Annotated in this window: 15 protein-coding genes; 2 read left to right on the forward strand and 13 right to left on the reverse strand. The window is 60.0% G+C overall.

The window, feature by feature from the left end:
* Positions 1-390: 390 nt before the first annotated feature.
* From CK222_RS23650 to CK222_RS23705, 12 genes are all read right to left on the reverse strand, one after another.
* Complete coding sequence (locus tag CK222_RS23650) at positions 391-2,541, reverse strand: type IV secretory system conjugative DNA transfer family protein (RefSeq protein WP_095802063.1); 2,151 nt, start codon at positions 2,539-2,541, stop codon at positions 391-393.
* Positions 2,542-2,554: 13 nt separating this feature from the next.
* A complete protein-coding gene (gene virB11, locus CK222_RS23655; RefSeq protein WP_095802064.1) occupies positions 2,555-3,580 on the reverse strand; it encodes a P-type DNA transfer ATPase VirB11 in 1,026 nt (341 codons plus the stop codon).
* Between the two features lies 1 nt (position 3,581).
* Entirely contained in the window at positions 3,582-5,039 is a 1,458-nt protein-coding gene (virB10, locus tag CK222_RS23660; RefSeq protein WP_095802065.1) for a type IV secretion system protein VirB10, read from the reverse strand.
* On the reverse strand, positions 5,039-5,833 hold the full coding sequence (locus CK222_RS23665) for a TrbG/VirB9 family P-type conjugative transfer protein (RefSeq protein ID WP_095802066.1): 795 nt from the start codon (positions 5,831-5,833) through the stop codon (positions 5,039-5,041). The genes virB10 and CK222_RS23665 overlap by 1 nt, the downstream gene beginning before the upstream one ends.
* Positions 5,830-6,549 (reverse strand): type IV secretion system protein, encoded by a 720-nt coding sequence (locus tag CK222_RS23670; protein WP_095802067.1) that lies wholly within the window; start codon positions 6,547-6,549, stop codon positions 5,830-5,832. The genes CK222_RS23665 and CK222_RS23670 overlap by 4 nt, the downstream gene beginning before the upstream one ends.
* A gap of 66 nt (positions 6,550-6,615) precedes the next feature.
* Positions 6,616-7,659 (reverse strand): type IV secretion system protein, encoded by a 1,044-nt coding sequence (locus tag CK222_RS23675; protein WP_095802068.1) that lies wholly within the window; start codon positions 7,657-7,659, stop codon positions 6,616-6,618.
* Between the two features lie 182 nt (positions 7,660-7,841).
* Complete coding sequence (locus CK222_RS23680; protein WP_095802069.1) at positions 7,842-8,576, reverse strand: type IV secretion system protein; 735 nt, start codon at positions 8,574-8,576, stop codon at positions 7,842-7,844.
* Between the two features lie 9 nt (positions 8,577-8,585).
* Complete coding sequence (locus CK222_RS23685; protein WP_095802070.1) at positions 8,586-9,743, reverse strand: transglycosylase SLT domain-containing protein; 1,158 nt, start codon at positions 9,741-9,743, stop codon at positions 8,586-8,588.
* A complete protein-coding gene (locus CK222_RS23690; protein WP_095802071.1) occupies positions 9,727-12,129 on the reverse strand; it encodes a VirB4 family type IV secretion system protein in 2,403 nt (800 codons plus the stop codon). Before CK222_RS23690 ends, CK222_RS23685 begins: the two co-directional genes overlap by 17 nt.
* Positions 12,126-12,419, reverse strand: a complete 294-nt coding sequence (locus CK222_RS23695; RefSeq protein WP_095802072.1) for a VirB3 family type IV secretion system protein — start codon at positions 12,417-12,419, stop codon at positions 12,126-12,128. The genes CK222_RS23690 and CK222_RS23695 overlap by 4 nt, the downstream gene beginning before the upstream one ends.
* A gap of 3 nt (positions 12,420-12,422) precedes the next feature.
* Positions 12,423-12,737, reverse strand: coding sequence for a TrbC/VirB2 family protein (locus CK222_RS23700; protein ID WP_095802073.1), 315 nt, complete (start codon positions 12,735-12,737; stop codon positions 12,423-12,425).
* A gap of 12 nt (positions 12,738-12,749) precedes the next feature.
* Positions 12,750-13,214 carry a lytic transglycosylase domain-containing protein gene (locus CK222_RS23705; protein ID WP_176477726.1) on the reverse strand — a complete coding sequence of 155 codons (465 nt, stop codon included), beginning with the start codon at positions 13,212-13,214 and terminating at the stop codon, positions 12,750-12,752.
* A 276-nt stretch (positions 13,215-13,490) separates the two neighbouring features.
* Between CK222_RS23705 and CK222_RS23710 the strand changes: the two genes are divergently transcribed.
* Positions 13,491-14,639 (forward strand): hypothetical protein, encoded by a 1,149-nt coding sequence (locus CK222_RS23710; RefSeq protein WP_095802075.1) that lies wholly within the window; start codon positions 13,491-13,493, stop codon positions 14,637-14,639.
* Entirely contained in the window at positions 14,636-14,800 is a 165-nt protein-coding gene (locus tag CK222_RS32480; RefSeq protein WP_176477727.1) for a hypothetical protein, read from the forward strand. Before CK222_RS23710 ends, CK222_RS32480 begins: the two co-directional genes overlap by 4 nt.
* Here CK222_RS32480 and CK222_RS23715 read toward each other — a convergent pair.
* Positions 14,797-15,141: a hypothetical protein gene (locus CK222_RS23715; protein ID WP_095802076.1), complete on the reverse strand. Its 345-nt coding sequence runs from the start codon at positions 15,139-15,141 to the stop codon at positions 14,797-14,799. The two genes, CK222_RS32480 and CK222_RS23715, sit on opposite strands and share 4 nt — an antisense overlap.
* Positions 15,142-15,360: the final 219 nt, after the last annotated feature.

The following is a 15,360-nucleotide window of genomic DNA, read 5'->3' on the forward strand; positions in this document are numbered from 1 at the left end:
GGCTGTGCACGCTCGTGACGACGAAATCGAACTGCTCCAAAACGTTATCCGGATAATCGAGTGAGCCGTCTTCCAGGATACTCTCATCTTTCACACCAGACTCCTTAGCCAAGCGTGAGGCGAGAGGTCTCCTCGGTGTGTTGCGCGCCGCAGTCGCCTCCGGGCTCGGGTATGTGAACCTCCTATTACGCAATCGGCAGACAGACATAATGTTCCAGGTCTACGGGACGGCGTGGCGTTCGTTAGTTGCTAAGGACCATGCCGCGCGTTCGCCGCTGTTGTTTCTGACCAAGGGAGGAACCCCAATGACACAAGGAAGCGCGATTTTCGCGACCGCGACCGAATCATCGCCCGGGTGGAGCAACTCGGCCGCCGCATCGGAATGCTAGGCTACCCATCGACTATCTCAGGCAAAGTATCTTCGACGACGCTCAAATTCCTATCGAAAGCTTCGATATCGGATGCGTTGGCGCGCAGAGACCGCACCTTGTTCAGAATCGCGGCAACCGCCGCTTCTTTGTCGGGCGCTAGGCGTGTAGTCTCCGCCTTGGCTGCCAAAGCGGAAAAGTCTATGGCCGCGTAAGCCGGCACGGTTGCAGAGTTGGTTGCTTTCTGCCGTTCTTTTGTGACTACGCGCCGGCCCGGCGGCGGAGCTATACGGCCCGCTTTTGCGGCAAATGTCGCGCCGCGCCGCAGGCGGGTCTGTAAGAGGCCTGAGCGGTACGCGGGTGCTGTCGGCACAATCGTCGGGAGCGCAGGAGAGGGAACCTCCGCGGAAGCGTCCGATGCAGGATTTTTCGTGCGCGAAACGTCGGTAGAGGCGGGCAGGTGCATGAACGCGCGTTTGGCGAGCCGGCCGTCGGCGAAATAGAAATTGCGCATGCCGAGGATCGGCAGTTCCCCACGCGGCAATATGATGACCTTATTCTTGTCGAGCGTACGGATTTCATCTGGCCGCATCAGGGGCCGCCGCACTTCCTTGTGGTGCTCCGAGCGCGTGTAATAAGTGTCGAACAACGTTGCCTTGGTGCGCGTCACGTCCTTTTGCACGTCCGACGTCTCGCCTAGCTGCTCGGAAACGTAGCGCAGATCGTCAGCGTCCTGCGCCCCGAAAAAGATCTGCACTCGAGCAGCGTTGATGAGCGTCTTGCGCCCCTCCTGGCGATAGATCTCGTCTACGGCCTTGAGCGACTGCACGAAAAACCACATGGAAACGCCGTTGCCGCCGAGCACGCTCGCCATCTCGGTCACATTCTCAAGCTTGCCGAGGTTCTGGAACTCGTCGAGCAGCACAAGCACCGGATGCTCGTCCGGACCCGGCATAGTTTCCGACATGAAGTTCATCATCTGCGTAATCAGGACGTTGAACAACGGTCCAAGAGAGGTGATCTGCTCGCGCCGCACGTCGAGATAAAGAGAGATCCGGTCGCGCTTCAGATTGCGAATATCGAACGTGCTGCGCGAGGTAGCTCCCATCAGGCGCTCGTTGAGAAAGGGGGCCATGCCGGTTCGGACGCCGGCGTAGATTCCGGAAAACTGCCGCTCAGACATTTCGAAATATGGCAGCAGGGTTTGCAGGGTGAAATGCGAGCATTCGCGGCGGCGTTCCTCGCGCAGCGAGCCGATGAATTCGAGGAGCGGCTGCTCGGCGCCGTTCATGACCTCGAGTATTGTGGAGAAGGTCTTCTTCTCGTTTGGGATCGCAGGCGATTCCATGACGAAGGACGCTATGCCGGTAAAAAGGAGGCGGGCATCGTTGACCCAATATGGATCTGCGTTGGACGGGGGGCGCGGAAACAGCGCCGCTGCGATATTGCGAAGGTCGATGTCGCGCTGCGCCGAATCCAGCGAGATGAAGTCCATCGGATTGTAGCGTGCGGTATTGCCGTCCGGATCAGCCGGCGCGAAACGCACCACACGGCTCATGGTTGAACGGTAGCCGGCAGTTGCCGCATAGGTCTCGCCCCGCAGGTCGAGAACCACGAGGGAATGCGGCCAGGTCAAGGAGTTCGGGATGATGAGCGACGTGCCCTTACCGGAGCGCGGCGGGCCTATGACGAAGCCGCCGACATCATCGCCATCAATCCACAATTTCTTGCCGCCGATAAGCTTCCGCTGCGTCAAGCGGATCCTGCCGGAGCGCTGATCGCGGCTGGGCGTCAAAATTTCGGCAAGCCTGCCGCCGGCCCGACCGATGAAGACGCCGCCCACTTTCGTCAGGCCGGTTTTCGATATGTCGCTCATAGTCATGAAGCGAGAGTCATTGCGCCTTCTCGGACGCATGAGAAACAAGCTGACCAGTGGCAAGAGAAACCCAAAAAATCCCGCCGCAATGGCGTATTGCACCCGGTCAAAATTTCTCGCAGTCACGTCAGCCCAGGCCAGACGAACAACCGGCAAGGGATTGGCGTTCAGCTGGTCGAACAGGACGTGGGAGCCAGCCCGGTACCAATCAGTCGCGGCATAGGCGACCGTGAAAAGCAGGGCGCCCATGGCCATCGCCATGAGCACCATGAAAATTGCTGTTGCGATTTTCTGCATGGGTGGGGCCTCGCTAGATCGTCTCCGCCTTGGTGAACTTGATCTCGCTGATGCCGCGCCGGCCGCCTTCGGTGCGGACCATCTGGACGACCACTGGAATGACCTCGCGCAGGTAATCGAGGATTTCACTCCGTGAGAGGCCCGTACTGCCCTGCATGACCATCAGCGCCAGCCGGTCGTAGGCGGACCGGGCGGAATTGGCATGAACGGTGGTGAGGGAACCAGGATGGCCGGTGTTGATCGCCTGGAGGAACGCGAAGGTTTCAGCGCCGCGCAACTCGCCCAACAGCAGGCGGTCGGGTCGCATGCGAAGCGAGGCCTCGAGCAGCTGTTGCGCGGAGACTTTGGCAAGGCCCTGGTCACCCTTCGAGGCAATCAGTGTGACGTTGTTGGGAGCCGGCAACCTCAGTTCGCGGGTGTCTTCGATCGTGATGATCCGTTCATGCGCCGGGATTTCCTTCAAGAGCGCATTTAGAAACGTCGTCTTGCCGGTCGACGTCCCGCCTGAAACGACGATCGAGACGCGGTTGCGCACTGCGTACTGCAGGAACTCCATTGGCGACGTGTCGTGCAACATCTCGACAAGTTGCTTTTCTTCGGTTGAAAGCGCTAGGCCGCTGCCCATCGTCGTGTTTTCGAATGCGCCGAGATCCTTGTAGGCAGCAAGGCTCATATCCATGATGACCTGCTTGCGGATCGAGATCGCCCCGCCTTCAGGAGCCGCGGGCGGCAGGATGCATTGGATGCGCTCACCTGAGGGTAGGGCGGCCGACAGGACCGGCTTTTCTTCGTTGATGACCTGATTTGTCGCCGAGGCGACGCCCGTCGAGATATTCCTAATCCAGCCAGGCGTGACCTCGCGCTTGACGATTTGCTCCATTTCCTTTGCGCCGAGGCGTTCGATGAACAATTCACCTGGCCTGTTGATCGCAATCTCGGAAACGGCGTCTTCGTTCAAATAGGACCATATTGGCTCCAGATGCGCGCGCAGGACCGGGGCTCTTGTCCAAGGGTCGGGGAGGGGATGCACGGCGTTCATTTCACCGGGCTCCCATAGCCGGATAAAAATGATCCTTTGGCGTCGCGTAAAGAGGCGTCGGATCGATCGCGGTCTTCGGCCGCCCACCTGCCTTCATTCGTGCCACTTCCTCCTGAACGGGATCGGCGTAGAAATCCGAGAAATCGAGATCTCGCCGCACCAGCACAACAACCGATGTGCCCTGGTCGACATAAACTGTCGGGCCAATGTTCTGCGTGTCGCGAAACGCCTCCTGCGCGAGTTGCTGCAGGGCGGTCGATGACTTGTCAAACGCGATGCCGCGGGCGTCGCGCTGCGAGCCATTGCCACCATAAGTTACGGTCGTGGTCTCACCGGTCGCGGGATCGATCGTCGACACCTGGCGCTGTTGTCCATTCTGGCTGCTGTCGCCAAGCGAGGACAGATATTCAGAGACGCCGCCAACGACCGAAAGCATGATGGCGTTGCCGTACCGTTCAACCCAGTGCGTATTGACACGGCCGCCCATGCCACCGCGGCCGAGCGCGTCAGCCCCTGGCGACTTGATATCGACGGAAATGCCGTCCGCGCGAATGACCCTGTTCCAGACGATGAAAACACGCTTTTGACCGCGCGCGAGCCCAGAGCGGTATTCCCCGGTCAGGCGCGAGCCCTTCGGAATGAGGATCCGCCTTCCGTCGAGCGAAAAGACATCCTCACGCACGACAGCGCGCACCGCACCGGGAAGGTCGGTGTTAACAGCGGTATCCAAATAGCCGCGAAGGATCGTTCCTTCAGGGATCAAGGCGTCGGTGCGTCGGAAGACCCTGGCTTTGACACCGCCGGAAGAACTTGCCTCAGACTGCGCCAGGAACGCCTTGTTGGGATCACTGTCGGCGCCAGGGACCGGGACGATCTGACCGTCGGGCGCGATTTCGACCTGTGCCGCCTGGGCGCCGGCATCTGTTGAGCCGGTTTCACCATTTGTCACCATCTGGTTCGACCGCAGGCGTTCCCACACCGCTTTTTCGTGCTCGGCGGCCTCAGCCTTGCGGCGAGCCTCGTCCTCAGCCGCGACCTTGCGGCGGGCTTCGTCCTCTTCGGCCTTGCGGCGAACCTCCTCGGCCGCCATTTGCGCCTCCAGCGCGCGCCGCTGCGCATCGAGATCCGCGCCCTCCTGCACAGTCTGATCGACATTGTCGGCTTGCTGCGTGCCGCTCTGGTCGGCGGCCGGCGGCGGCACGACGATCTGGTCGATCGTGCCGTCGGCCGGTTGAGGCGGCTCGTTCAACGCCGGCGGGCGAAACTCCGGCGGGTTGAAGTTTTCCTCGCCATCGGTGCGAAGATCGCGCGATACCGGCTCCCGGGGCCAGTTCAGCCATATCAGCGCGCCTACGAGCACCGCCCCGAGGCCGACCAGCGCAATCCTGGTACCCACGCCCGCACCGCGGCGCGCGACCGCCGGGCTGCCGTCCAGTTGGTTATAGTCGATCTGGGTCATCACCGCTCTCCGCTGGATCCGAACAGGAAACCACCTGTCAGTTTCGTTGGACCGTAGACTTGCTCGACTGGATCGATAGCGTTGGGTCGCGCCCGGTTGTAGAGGCAGAGCGTCTTGCCATCGGCCCGCAGGGTGAATTGCCGCCCGACTTTGTCGATGACGGTGTATTTGCCCTGCGTGCGAACGTTGACCAGCGACTCTTGGCGCTTGTCGTCGACAACAAAAATCGCCGGAATGTCACCCTTGAACTCCAAAAACACCTTGGTGCCGTCATCGAATACGGTGCGCGGCTTTAAGCTGTCGTCGCCCTTATAGGCATAGTCGTAATTGAGATCGGCATAGTTCAGGTCCTTCAAATCCGGATCGGCGGCGCTCTCCTTGGCCTGTGAGAGCAGGCTCGCGTTGACATCCTCGTCCGGGTATTTGAACCGGACCTGGAAGGATGCCCGATCACGGCTATCGTCAGTCGCCTGCAGCAGCAGGGAATAGACGCGCCGGTTGGTGACGACGTTAACGTTGGTCCAGGCATCGCGCTCCAGCGGCTTGACAAACAGAAATCGCGATCCGCGTTTGGGGATGATCGACCAGCCTTTCGTGTCGCCGGCGGAGACGGTTTCGATGACTTCGGTCGGGCTGAGCTCGACCATCGTCGAAATGCCAAGAGCTGCGCGCACCGACGTCACGTCGTCGTTGTTGAACGTGACATATCGGATGCGTCCGTCGCGTGCGGCCGCGGCGTGGATTGGGCCGAGCAGAAGGACGGCCGACAGCGCGAGGCTTACGCGCCATCTCATTGCAGGCTCCCCGCGGCCGGCGCCGATTCCTGGTCGCGGCGGTAATCAGTAACCTGAAATCCCAACGGGTTGTCGAAACGCCATTCGTTCTTGAGGGGTGTCGAGGTGTAGCGGAATTTTATCACCGCCACCCAATTGTCGGCCGTGGATGAATTGTCCCGACGCGTCGTCGTGCCAAAGCGCACCGAGGCTGTGTTGCGATTGAGCAGGGAAACCGACTTGATCTCGACCGCCACGGTGACATTGCGGCCATAGATCTTGTCTAGCGATTGGGGATTTGCAGGCGTGAAAAGCCATGTCAAGTCCTTGGACGCAGCGTCGGTGGAGTAGAGCTGCGCCAAGTCGTAATTCTGTTTCAGTTCACGGGAATCGAAGGTTTCGCGGGCCCTGATGTAGCGCACCAGATTTGCCGCCGTGACGGCCTCGTTCTGCGACAAATCTCCAGGCTTGAGCGCGCGCATGATCTCGAGGTAGCCCGTCGATTTGTCGACCTCGACAACGTAGGGTTCGAACTGCCGGAGCGGCAGGATCAACACGAGCGCCAGCAGCGAAAGCACCGCCACCAATCCGGAAACGCCGCTGACGATCCATGCCAATGTACGCGATCGCCGCATTGACCTGTGCGTGTCGTCTTCCCAGGTCGCGCCCGCCCTGTAATAGCGTCTGTCGACGAGCTCGCTGCCGCTGTTACCAGCTGTTTCCGATGGAGTTGACACTTGCTATTGCCTCGTTTGCGTGACGCATCCTGATCCAGGGCCGCGATCGATGATCGTTCGTGTGTTCTAGGCCAAAGGCCTGGCGTTATCGCGCGCGCCTTGCTGGATGGCGGACCGAGCCGCGTCGTCCGCCCTCGCTGCTCGCGGAGATCGGAAGCTGTTTGCCGCTAGCTGTCGGGCGCCCCGAGCGGCGCGGCCGGCGGCCCATTGGGCACCAGAGTAGCGCACGGCGTTTGTGCCGAAGTTTCTATAAGGGTTGTATGCGCCCACGGTGCTGAGATACCCGCCGCCATTCAGGATGGAAGCAATCGAGGGTATCTGCATGAGAACGTAGATCCCGATGATCGTCACCAGCACCAGGGGCAGCACCAGCGACATCTTGCTGTCCATGGTCGCTCCGCCTGATGTGGCGGTGTTCAGCGCCGCATTGACGAGCGAGAAGTAGAAACCGAGAAAGCCGTAGATCAGGATTTGCTGGATCATGAGAAAGGTGGTGAGCGAAAGGAAGCCTTCGCTCATGCGCGAGGACCAGCGGTAAAGCCAAAGAATGATCCATATCGGCGCCAGGGCGAGCGTGATGAACAACATCACTTTGGCGGCGATGATCGCAGCAATTGCAAGCGCTGCGAAGATGATGGCCGACAGCAGGACGAGCAGCGACAAGAGCGCGCCAAAAATGTCGTAGAAGGATCCGCTATAGACCTGATTGGCGACGTCCTGCGCCCCTTGATAGAGATTGTCGATAAGCGCTGGAATTGCCGCCTGGTCGTTGAGCTGATTCCCGGTGGCTCGCGACACGGCGCCAACGATAACCTTGCCGACCTCATCTGGAATGCTTTGGACAAGCTGATAGATCGTCGCGGAAAATGTGCCCCATCCGGTCAGCAGCAGATAGATGATGACGGCGCGGCCGAGGCGATAGGCCGCTTCGAGCGGCGAAATCGACTCCCGCCCGCTCAGGATCGAATAGCCCCACCACACGATATAGAGGGTCAGCATGAGGGTGAAGACGTTGCCCATCGCATTGCCCAACTGCATATAGACGGTGCGGACGAAGTCCTCACCGATGTTGTCAATGCCACCGAGAATGCTTGCGGCGAGACCGTTCATGGATCCTCGTCAATGATGCTGGCGAACGGTGTTGAATTGACCGGTTTTAGCGCGCCGCATTCGTCTACGTCGGCATACGCCAAAGGCCCGCACGGCGCTTTCCGTTCGCGATTGGCGCACCCCAACAGCACTGCGCCGAGCCCAATCACAACGCATATGCGCAGCACTCGCCTCGACAAGCGCTAGCCTCCGCTCTTGCCAAATTCCGCGAACGGATTGACGTTGCGCGGCGTCATCATCTTCTGCACCTGGCTCTGACGAAGAAGATCCCCCTTCAGCTTCTCATTCAGGGCCGCGACCGCACCGTTCTGGACACCGATCAATTCGTTGACCGCGCGCGCGTTTTCCAGCTGCATTCGTGTGTTCTGGTCCACCGATCCCTTGACGTCCTGAGACTGCCCGATCTGCCCGCTCGCGGACAGCAAGGACTGTTGGCGCTGGGTGACGCCCTGCGAGGCCTGCGAAGTCAGCGCGCTTAGCAGCGAGGCCACATTGACGCTGCCGCCATAGGCTGTGTTGACGGCGCTTGTCTCCTTGCCGGCAATCTGCTGGAGTTGCTTCACCAGCTGGAGCCCATTGATGACGGCGCCGGCGATTTTCTGGATTTCCGGCGACAGGCCACCAAAAGAAAGCGCGCCGCCGTTCAGGATCGATCCGAACGACGGAGCCTGGGCAATCGACATATTGCCGCCGAGCCCCATTTGTCCGATGCCGAGCGAACCGTCACGACTGCCGCTGAGCGCCTGCAGGATCTCCTCGCTCTTTTTCAGAATATCCTTATTCGAATCCATGATGGAGTTGGTGTTGTCCGCATTCTTGCGGGCGACATCGAGATTGGCGCCATCGATGACCGCAATCTGTGCAAAGCCCGCGCTCGTCCAAAGCGCCATGCCGGCAGCAATCGCGAATTTCTTCATGTCAGCCTCCTATTGCTGTAGGGAATTGATCACGCTGGCAGCACCAGCAGGGTCGGTGGAGATGATCGTCGAGCGGCTGTCGTCCGAGCTTGCCGCCGCGTTCTCAACCGCACATGGTAGCCACCGGCCGCGATCAATCTTCAACCGCTCCAGTTCCGCCGGATCACAAGAGAACGGGTTTGGAGAGCCGCTCTTCGGCTGTTGCACCACCTTGGACGACTGCGATGCCTGAACATTCTGCAACGACAGAAGTTGGGCCAGCAACGCCGTGAAATCACCCGCCTGGGCGAGGTACTGGTTGGTGATACCCGTGTTGACCCCCCGAGCCGACGAATTCAGCTCCCAAGCGTCCTTGTATTCGGTCACCTGGCCAACATTGCCCGAAAGCGCGTCGATTGCCGCGTTGTTGGCGCCCATCTGCGATGAGCTTGCATCGAGGCCGCCAGCCGCCTTTCTCACCGCGCCCATAGTGTCGTTCTGGGCCGAGCCGCCCGCGCCGTCGGCGGTGACGATCGAGAAGGGTGGCGGTGCGGCGGCCGGAGCCTTGCCGCTCGATACATAGTCGTTGAAGTAGCTGTTCCAGCGGCCGACACCGCCGGCCCACCCTCTCTGCTCGGCAGCATTCGATCCGTTGTAGAAGGAGGCGAGACAGCTGTAATTCGTCGCCCCGCATTGCTTCACGCCCATTCCGAGATACTTGACACCGCCTTCGACGTTCTGCTCGTTCACGTCGCGGTCAAGTCCCATGGACTTGCCGGTGCCCTTGGTCAGTTGCATGACGCCTTTGACGCCGGTGTGGCTGCCGGCGCATGTGTCGAAGCGCGATTCCTGATAGGCAACGGACAGCGCCAGGCCTTCCGGCACGCCGTACTTCTGCGCGTAATAGCGGATCATCTTCACGTTGCCAGCGTCACGCTGCAACGCTTCGGCAGGCGACCGGCGAAACATCTGCGAGCGGTATCTGTTCGAATACGTGCAGACGACGCTTTTCTTCTTGTCGGTTTCGTCCTTCTTGGCCTCATCCGACTTTGTGCTGTGCTGCTCGTCCTCTTGCCGCTTGTCGAGGTTCGGCCCGTCGATGACCGCGATCTGAGCGACAGTCACGGTCGTGCTTTCCGCCGTCGCGAGAGCCACGGCTAGACAAAAGCTGCTAAGCCGCTTCGTCATGCTCGTCCTCCCATCCGCAGAAGTACGGCAACCACATCTCCGGCTCGTCGCCGAAGGTCTCCCGGAGCCGTGCGCATTCCTTGCTGTTGGCTTCGTTCGAGGACAAGACCTTGATGAGATCCGGCATTGCCGACAAATCGAGCTTCGCTACGATCGAGTCGCTGTCGTGCTTGACGAGGAAGGTGCGTGTCTCCTTCGCGGTTCGGCGCACAAACTCGAATTCCTTCGTTGTCAGCGAGAAGCGCTCCATGCAGGACTCCTTGCTCGCCTTCGGGTTGGGGAAGAAAATGTTGGTCTTCGTTTGCTCGATCAGGGACGAGGAGATGGAGGAGCTGACGACGTCTTCCGCTGTCTGCGTGCCAAAGCCGACCACGCCGTTGCGGCGACGAATGGTCTTCAGCGTCTCATTGATGAAAGCAGCGAAAACCTCATCGTCCAGCAGCTTCCAGCCTTCATCGAGGAAGAGCATAATCGGCGAGCCGTCGATGACCTCTTCGAGACGATGGAAGATGTAGAGCAACGCCGCCGAGCGCAGCTTTCGGTCGCCCAGGATCTTCGTCATGTCGAACCCGACAACGGGTTTCGAGAAATCGATCAGATCGACGGGATTGTTGAAAAGCCAGCCCTTGTCCTTCGGGTCGAGCCAGGGTTGTATCCGCGCTGCCAGATCGTTCATGCCAGGCATAAGCGAGCCTCGCAGCACTTCAGGCAGCAGGTCGAAGGTCCGCTGTTCGCGCGGGATTTTGTAGATCATGTCGACGGCGGCGTTGATGACGCGCATCTCCGCCACGTCAAGCGCCCCGCCTTCCGGCGTCAGAATGTAGATGAGCAAGTCTTCAAGAAAAGAACGGTTTTCCGCCGTGTCATCAAGCTGCAGCGGCGCGAACCCAGTCGGCTGGGAGGGTTCCATCACCTCGTAACGACCGCCGAGCGCCCGAACGAAGATCTCGGCGCCGCGCATGTAGTCGAAATAGACACAGCGCGGCCGCGGCATGATGCGCATGGCCTGCGCCATCAGGAAGGACAGCACCACGGTCTTGCCCGAGCCGGTCGGGCCGAACACCGTGAAGTGTCCGACATCGTGAACGTGGAAATTGAAATAGTAAGCCGTCTGGCTGGTCGTCTCGAGCAAAGCGATTGGCCTTTTCCAATGCAGCCGCTCACGCTGGCCGGACGGGAAATTGTGTCCTGAAAAAAGGCCGGCGAAGTTAAGAGACGAGATCAATGCACGTCGCGCGATGTAGCTGAAATTTCCCGGCAACTGCGCCCAGAAGGCCAGTTCCGTGTTCAGTGTCTCGCGTACCGGCACGATCGACATGCGCGAAAGCTCGGCCGTGATGTCGGATAGCGCACGGTTGAGGCCATTCATGTCCCGCGCCAATGCCATGACGCTCATGTGATGTTGTCCGAAGACGACTTCGCCGCCGGCCAGCTTATCCGCGCCATCATGGACGGACTCCTCGACCGTCGTGCCCGCCTCGTCGGAACCCTCAACCTGGTTGGCGATGGTGTTGATCCTGCGCATCGCCATTACACGGTCTTCGATCGCGAAACTCTGCGTCAGGACAAACTCATGCGGCAGGCGCAACAGACCGTCCAAAGAGCCCGGCGCGGTGAACGGCGGATATTCCTTAATTGACACCATGGCGCCGAGCTTGGCTGCGTCCGGACCGCGAAGTTCCAGCGCCGACTTGCCAAAAAACAGCTGCCGTGTTGGCAGCACGTCGCCAAGGGACATGCGCGGCAAAGGCATTTCCACGTCGCCGCCACCGGCGAGGATTTTCGCCAGAAATTCCGCCGGCTCGGAAAAGAAGCTGTCGCGGCGCTTCACGACACCGAGAAGACGCCCCCCATAAGCGGCGAAATCCTTGACCATGCCGTCGAGGATGTCATGCAGTTCGGCTATTGCCTCTTCGCGGGTTTCTTCGCCGGCAGTGCTGATGCGGAATGCATTGAGCGCCTTGTCCACCCATCCGACACGGCCGACCATCGGGCGCCGTATGACCGTCAGATACGCCTCGTTGACGAAAAGGTTCTTTGATCCAAGCTCATCCATGTAGCGGGCGTCGAGCTCGGCCACGAAAGGATTGTCAAAGTCGCCTTCGATCTCCGGCGTCACGTGGCGGCGGATGATCGTTGTGTAGACCGCAAAGCGAGAGGTCGAGAGATTGCGGAACGTGGTGTTGCGGTTGAACATTCGACTGTTCAACTCGGCCTGATCCATCGTCTGGAACGGCAGGCCGCTGAGCTGGATGGCGCCGACCAGAAAGCCGCTCTTCGTCACGATCAAATTGTCATCGACGTGGCGAAGGTAGGGGATGTGCATCGCAGCGGGCTTTTCGCGGCGGCGCTCACGGCCAAATTTCAGGTCTGCATCGAGGCTCATGGCGAATAGCTCCTCGCCCCCCAGAAAGTGAGGTTTGCCACCGCTCCGCGTTTGGAGACGAGCCGCTCGAAAATATGAAACATGTAGGGGTCGCGCTGGCACAGATATGCGCTGACCAGGTGCACCACGCCGAACACGCCAAGACCGAGCATGAAGCTGCTCGTGGCGATAAAGCCGATCACCGCCAGGATGCCGTTCAGTGCGAAAACTTCATATCGCACCCCCCATTTCATTGGGGGACGTGTCAGTGGCAGGCTGACCGGCTCGACATAGACTTCCTCGTCGTCCATGTCTCAGCTGCCTCCAGCGGTCGCGCGAACCGCATCCACCAGCTGGGCAGCGCCGAAGATCAGAGCGATGCCAATGATGATGGAAAAAGCCATCATCCACGCCAGCCGCCCCGTCATGGCGAGGAAGCCGAGAAAACAGACGGCGATGATGGCGAATGAGCGCGCTATGTTGCCCTGCAGAACGCCGACGAACCACTCCAGCACGTTTTCGACTGGCGCCGCCGACTGGGCGTGCGCAGTGGCTGGCGCGAGCGCTATTCCGACCGCCGAGGCCAAGGCGAGTTTTAAGGCAAATATGCCCGCTTTCCTGTATTCCACCCTTGGCTCCTTTCAGTTGCCGAAATCCATGACATGACCATCCTGCCAAGCGTCCTCGTTTGCTGGCGGAGCGTCCGCGAGCATTTCGGATTTGGTCAGGGCAGACTTCTTCACGACACCGCCGAACTTCCAGCGGTTCAAAATTTTCACGATGTATTCAGCCGTCTCCGGATTCACTGGAATGCCCTGCGCCTTGTAGACGCTGTTGGGACCGGCGTTGTAAGCCGCAAGCATCAGCAGCGGATCCTGGAACTCGTCATAGAGTGACTTCAGATAGCGCAGGCCAGCCCGGACGTTCGCCTGCGTATCGCAACGGTCGCTCACGCCGAGATCGGCCCCCGTGCCCGGCATCAACTGCATGATCCCAAGGGCTCCGGCCTTGGACGGACCCTGACTGGCGCCGAGATCGCTTTCCGCCCATGCAATCGCCTCGGCCAGATCGGCGTCGAAGCCTTCGTCCTGCGCGATTGAACGCACAAGTTCAGCGACTTCAGCACGGTTTCCGGTCTTGCAAGCCCCAGGCCTCTGCGCCCCGACTGAGGGAAGGGCTTGCCCCGGCGTTGCAAAGGCGACTGCGACGCGGTCTGATGCCAGATCCCGGCCGTGCGCTTCCAAGGGCATTGCAGCGGCACACAGAGTGAGCAGAAGAGCTGTTCGAGTGTTCATACTGTCGCCAAAATTTAACACTTTACTATGGCTACACGCAGCCCTAGTAAAGTGTCAACACCATATGCACCACAAGGACGAATTTGGATGAAACAGTTTGCCCTTTGCACGGCTTTGCTGCTCCAGGGCGCCCTGGCTCATGCTGCCGGCGCCGACGCCCCAAGCGCCTTCGCGCAGCCGTCGGAGCGCTACTTGCTCCAGTTCGCCAAGCCGGGTGAGAAGGTGTTCGTCTATGAGCGCTACGATGCCAAAGGCGCGCTCTTTCAGCGCGATGCGGCGCCCCTCATCTCGCCAGTTAAGGTGCCGTCGGCAACCGAGCGCGTCATCAACGGTGTGACGTATCGACTGCGCGGCCTTGCGGCCTGCCCAAAACCAGAGATCACGTACAAGGCGCAGCAATGGGACTGCACGAAGGCCGCACAGGACTACGAAGAGGGAATTTACAACGATCGTGCTTCTGTCGTGCTTTGCAAAACGCTTGTGCTGCGGAGCGGGAAGGGGGAACCAGACGCCGTGTCGTGTTTTTCTCTCGTGGGTGCGGGCAATACGAACGACCCGTACAATGTCGCCTACGACGATGACGAAATGGTTTTTTTCGACATGGCCGCAATCGGACGCAACAGGGACGGCAAGTCGCTGCGCCCCGATCTGGAGCACTCTGCCGACCTTCGGTGGACAGTTCCAGGAATGAAACAGGCGCGCTTTGCAGTGCTGGCCGTTTTTGGTTTGTGCGCATCGGCACAGGCCCAGGATGCATCCGAATCTGCCGCGCCAACGCCCTTCGCGGTATCGAAATCGGCTCAACTGCTGACTGGAGATACCTGGCGTGACGGCGACCACCTTTTCCGCCTCTATGGCGTCCAGTCGTGTCTTCGCGGTACGTCGGCTGAACAGCCAAATGGGAACAAACTCGATTGCGGGAACATCTCGCTGGCGCACCTGGCAGCCCTGTTCGATAGCGCTGCGGTGACATGCCAGCCAATCGGCTACGCCCTCGACAAGGCGGCCTTTGTCGTCTGCGGTGCGCAGCTGAATGGCGACACAATCGACGTCGGCACCGCGCTCATAGCGACCGGATACGCGTTTGCCGCAACGACAGCAAAGGGCAAAGCCGTCAATGAGAACTACCTCGTCGCGGAAATCAACGCTAAGATGAAACGTGCAGGTTTGTGGGGCACGACGTTTAAGCATCCTGTTCAGCTGCTGCTAAATAAGCGGTCGGAGAGACAAGAATGAAGCACGACGATGAGGCGCACAGATATTACTATCCCGTAGAAGGACGCGGTGACGGCGCTATTGGCGGAGCCGCGGCGTTCTTGGCAATCATCTTGGTGCCTGCAGGGCTCTATGCGGCCTGGAATACCGTGGCCACGTGGATTTCGGCACTGTTCTCCTAGGACTGCAATTTCGTGAAAGAACCGAGCAACGCTCGCAAATCGTCGACGTCAATCTCGCACCAGTCGTTCCCCAACAACCGACAGAAATAAGCTGCCTTCATTTTCATCTCAACGACATCGGCCACCGGCGCAGCGGCCGCGCGCCGACGCGCGATAACCTCTTCCGCCATGACGGAATCCAATCGCCGGCCGGTCAGGGTCGCGTCCGGCCCTTCGGCCCCCATCCATCGCTTGCCGAGACGTTCAACCATGGCGACTGCTTGACGATGCGCCGCGATCAGATTCAGGACCCCGTCGGCCTCTTCCATCACTCCGTTGTTACAGACCACTTGAATGGGCATCGATTGGCTCCACGCTCATGACAATTCGTAAATGATACCTGGGGAGGCGAGAAAAATAGGGGTGGGTTCATCCCTCTGCTTCTCAGGCTCCCGAAGCCCTGGCTTCCCTTCGCTCATGCGGTCGCGGCCGATCCGGGCAGCTCAGTGCCTTGGCCGGCGGTTTGCGAAACATCTCCCCCGCAACAACCGTGTGCAGCCTCTCCAGCGGGTCACCAGTCA

Source organism: Mesorhizobium sp. WSM3866 (assembly GCF_002294795.1).
In the GTDB taxonomy this organism is placed as follows: domain Bacteria; phylum Pseudomonadota; class Alphaproteobacteria; order Rhizobiales; family Rhizobiaceae; genus Mesorhizobium.

Coding starts and splice junctions, on each gene's coding strand:
- CK222_RS23685 (WP_095802070.1), bottom strand. CDS start 9,743: ATGACGAAGCGGCTTAGCAGCTTTTGTCTAGCCGTGGCTCTCGCGACG.
- CK222_RS23665 (WP_095802066.1), bottom strand. CDS start 5,833: ATGAGATGGCGCGTAAGCCTCGCGCTGTCGGCCGTCCTTCTGCTCGGC.
- virB11 (WP_095802064.1), bottom strand. CDS start 3,580: ATGAACGCCGTGCATCCCCTCCCCGACCCTTGGACAAGAGCCCCGGTC.
- CK222_RS23680 (WP_095802069.1), bottom strand. CDS start 8,576: ATGAAGAAATTCGCGATTGCTGCCGGCATGGCGCTTTGGACGAGCGCG.
- CK222_RS23715 (WP_095802076.1), bottom strand. CDS start 15,141: ATGCCCATTCAAGTGGTCTGTAACAACGGAGTGATGGAAGAGGCCGAC.
- CK222_RS23650 (WP_095802063.1), bottom strand. CDS start 2,541: ATGCAGAAAATCGCAACAGCAATTTTCATGGTGCTCATGGCGATGGCC.
- CK222_RS23675 (WP_095802068.1), bottom strand. CDS start 7,659: ATGAACGGTCTCGCCGCAAGCATTCTCGGTGGCATTGACAACATCGGT.
- CK222_RS23710 (WP_095802075.1), top strand. CDS start 13,491: ATGAAACAGTTTGCCCTTTGCACGGCTTTGCTGCTCCAGGGCGCCCTG.
- CK222_RS32480 (WP_176477727.1), top strand. CDS start 14,636: ATGAAGCACGACGATGAGGCGCACAGATATTACTATCCCGTAGAAGGA.
- virB10 (WP_095802065.1), bottom strand. CDS start 5,039: ATGACCCAGATCGACTATAACCAACTGGACGGCAGCCCGGCGGTCGCG.
- CK222_RS23690 (WP_095802071.1), bottom strand. CDS start 12,129: ATGAGCCTCGATGCAGACCTGAAATTTGGCCGTGAGCGCCGCCGCGAA.
- CK222_RS23695 (WP_095802072.1), bottom strand. CDS start 12,419: ATGGACGACGAGGAAGTCTATGTCGAGCCGGTCAGCCTGCCACTGACA.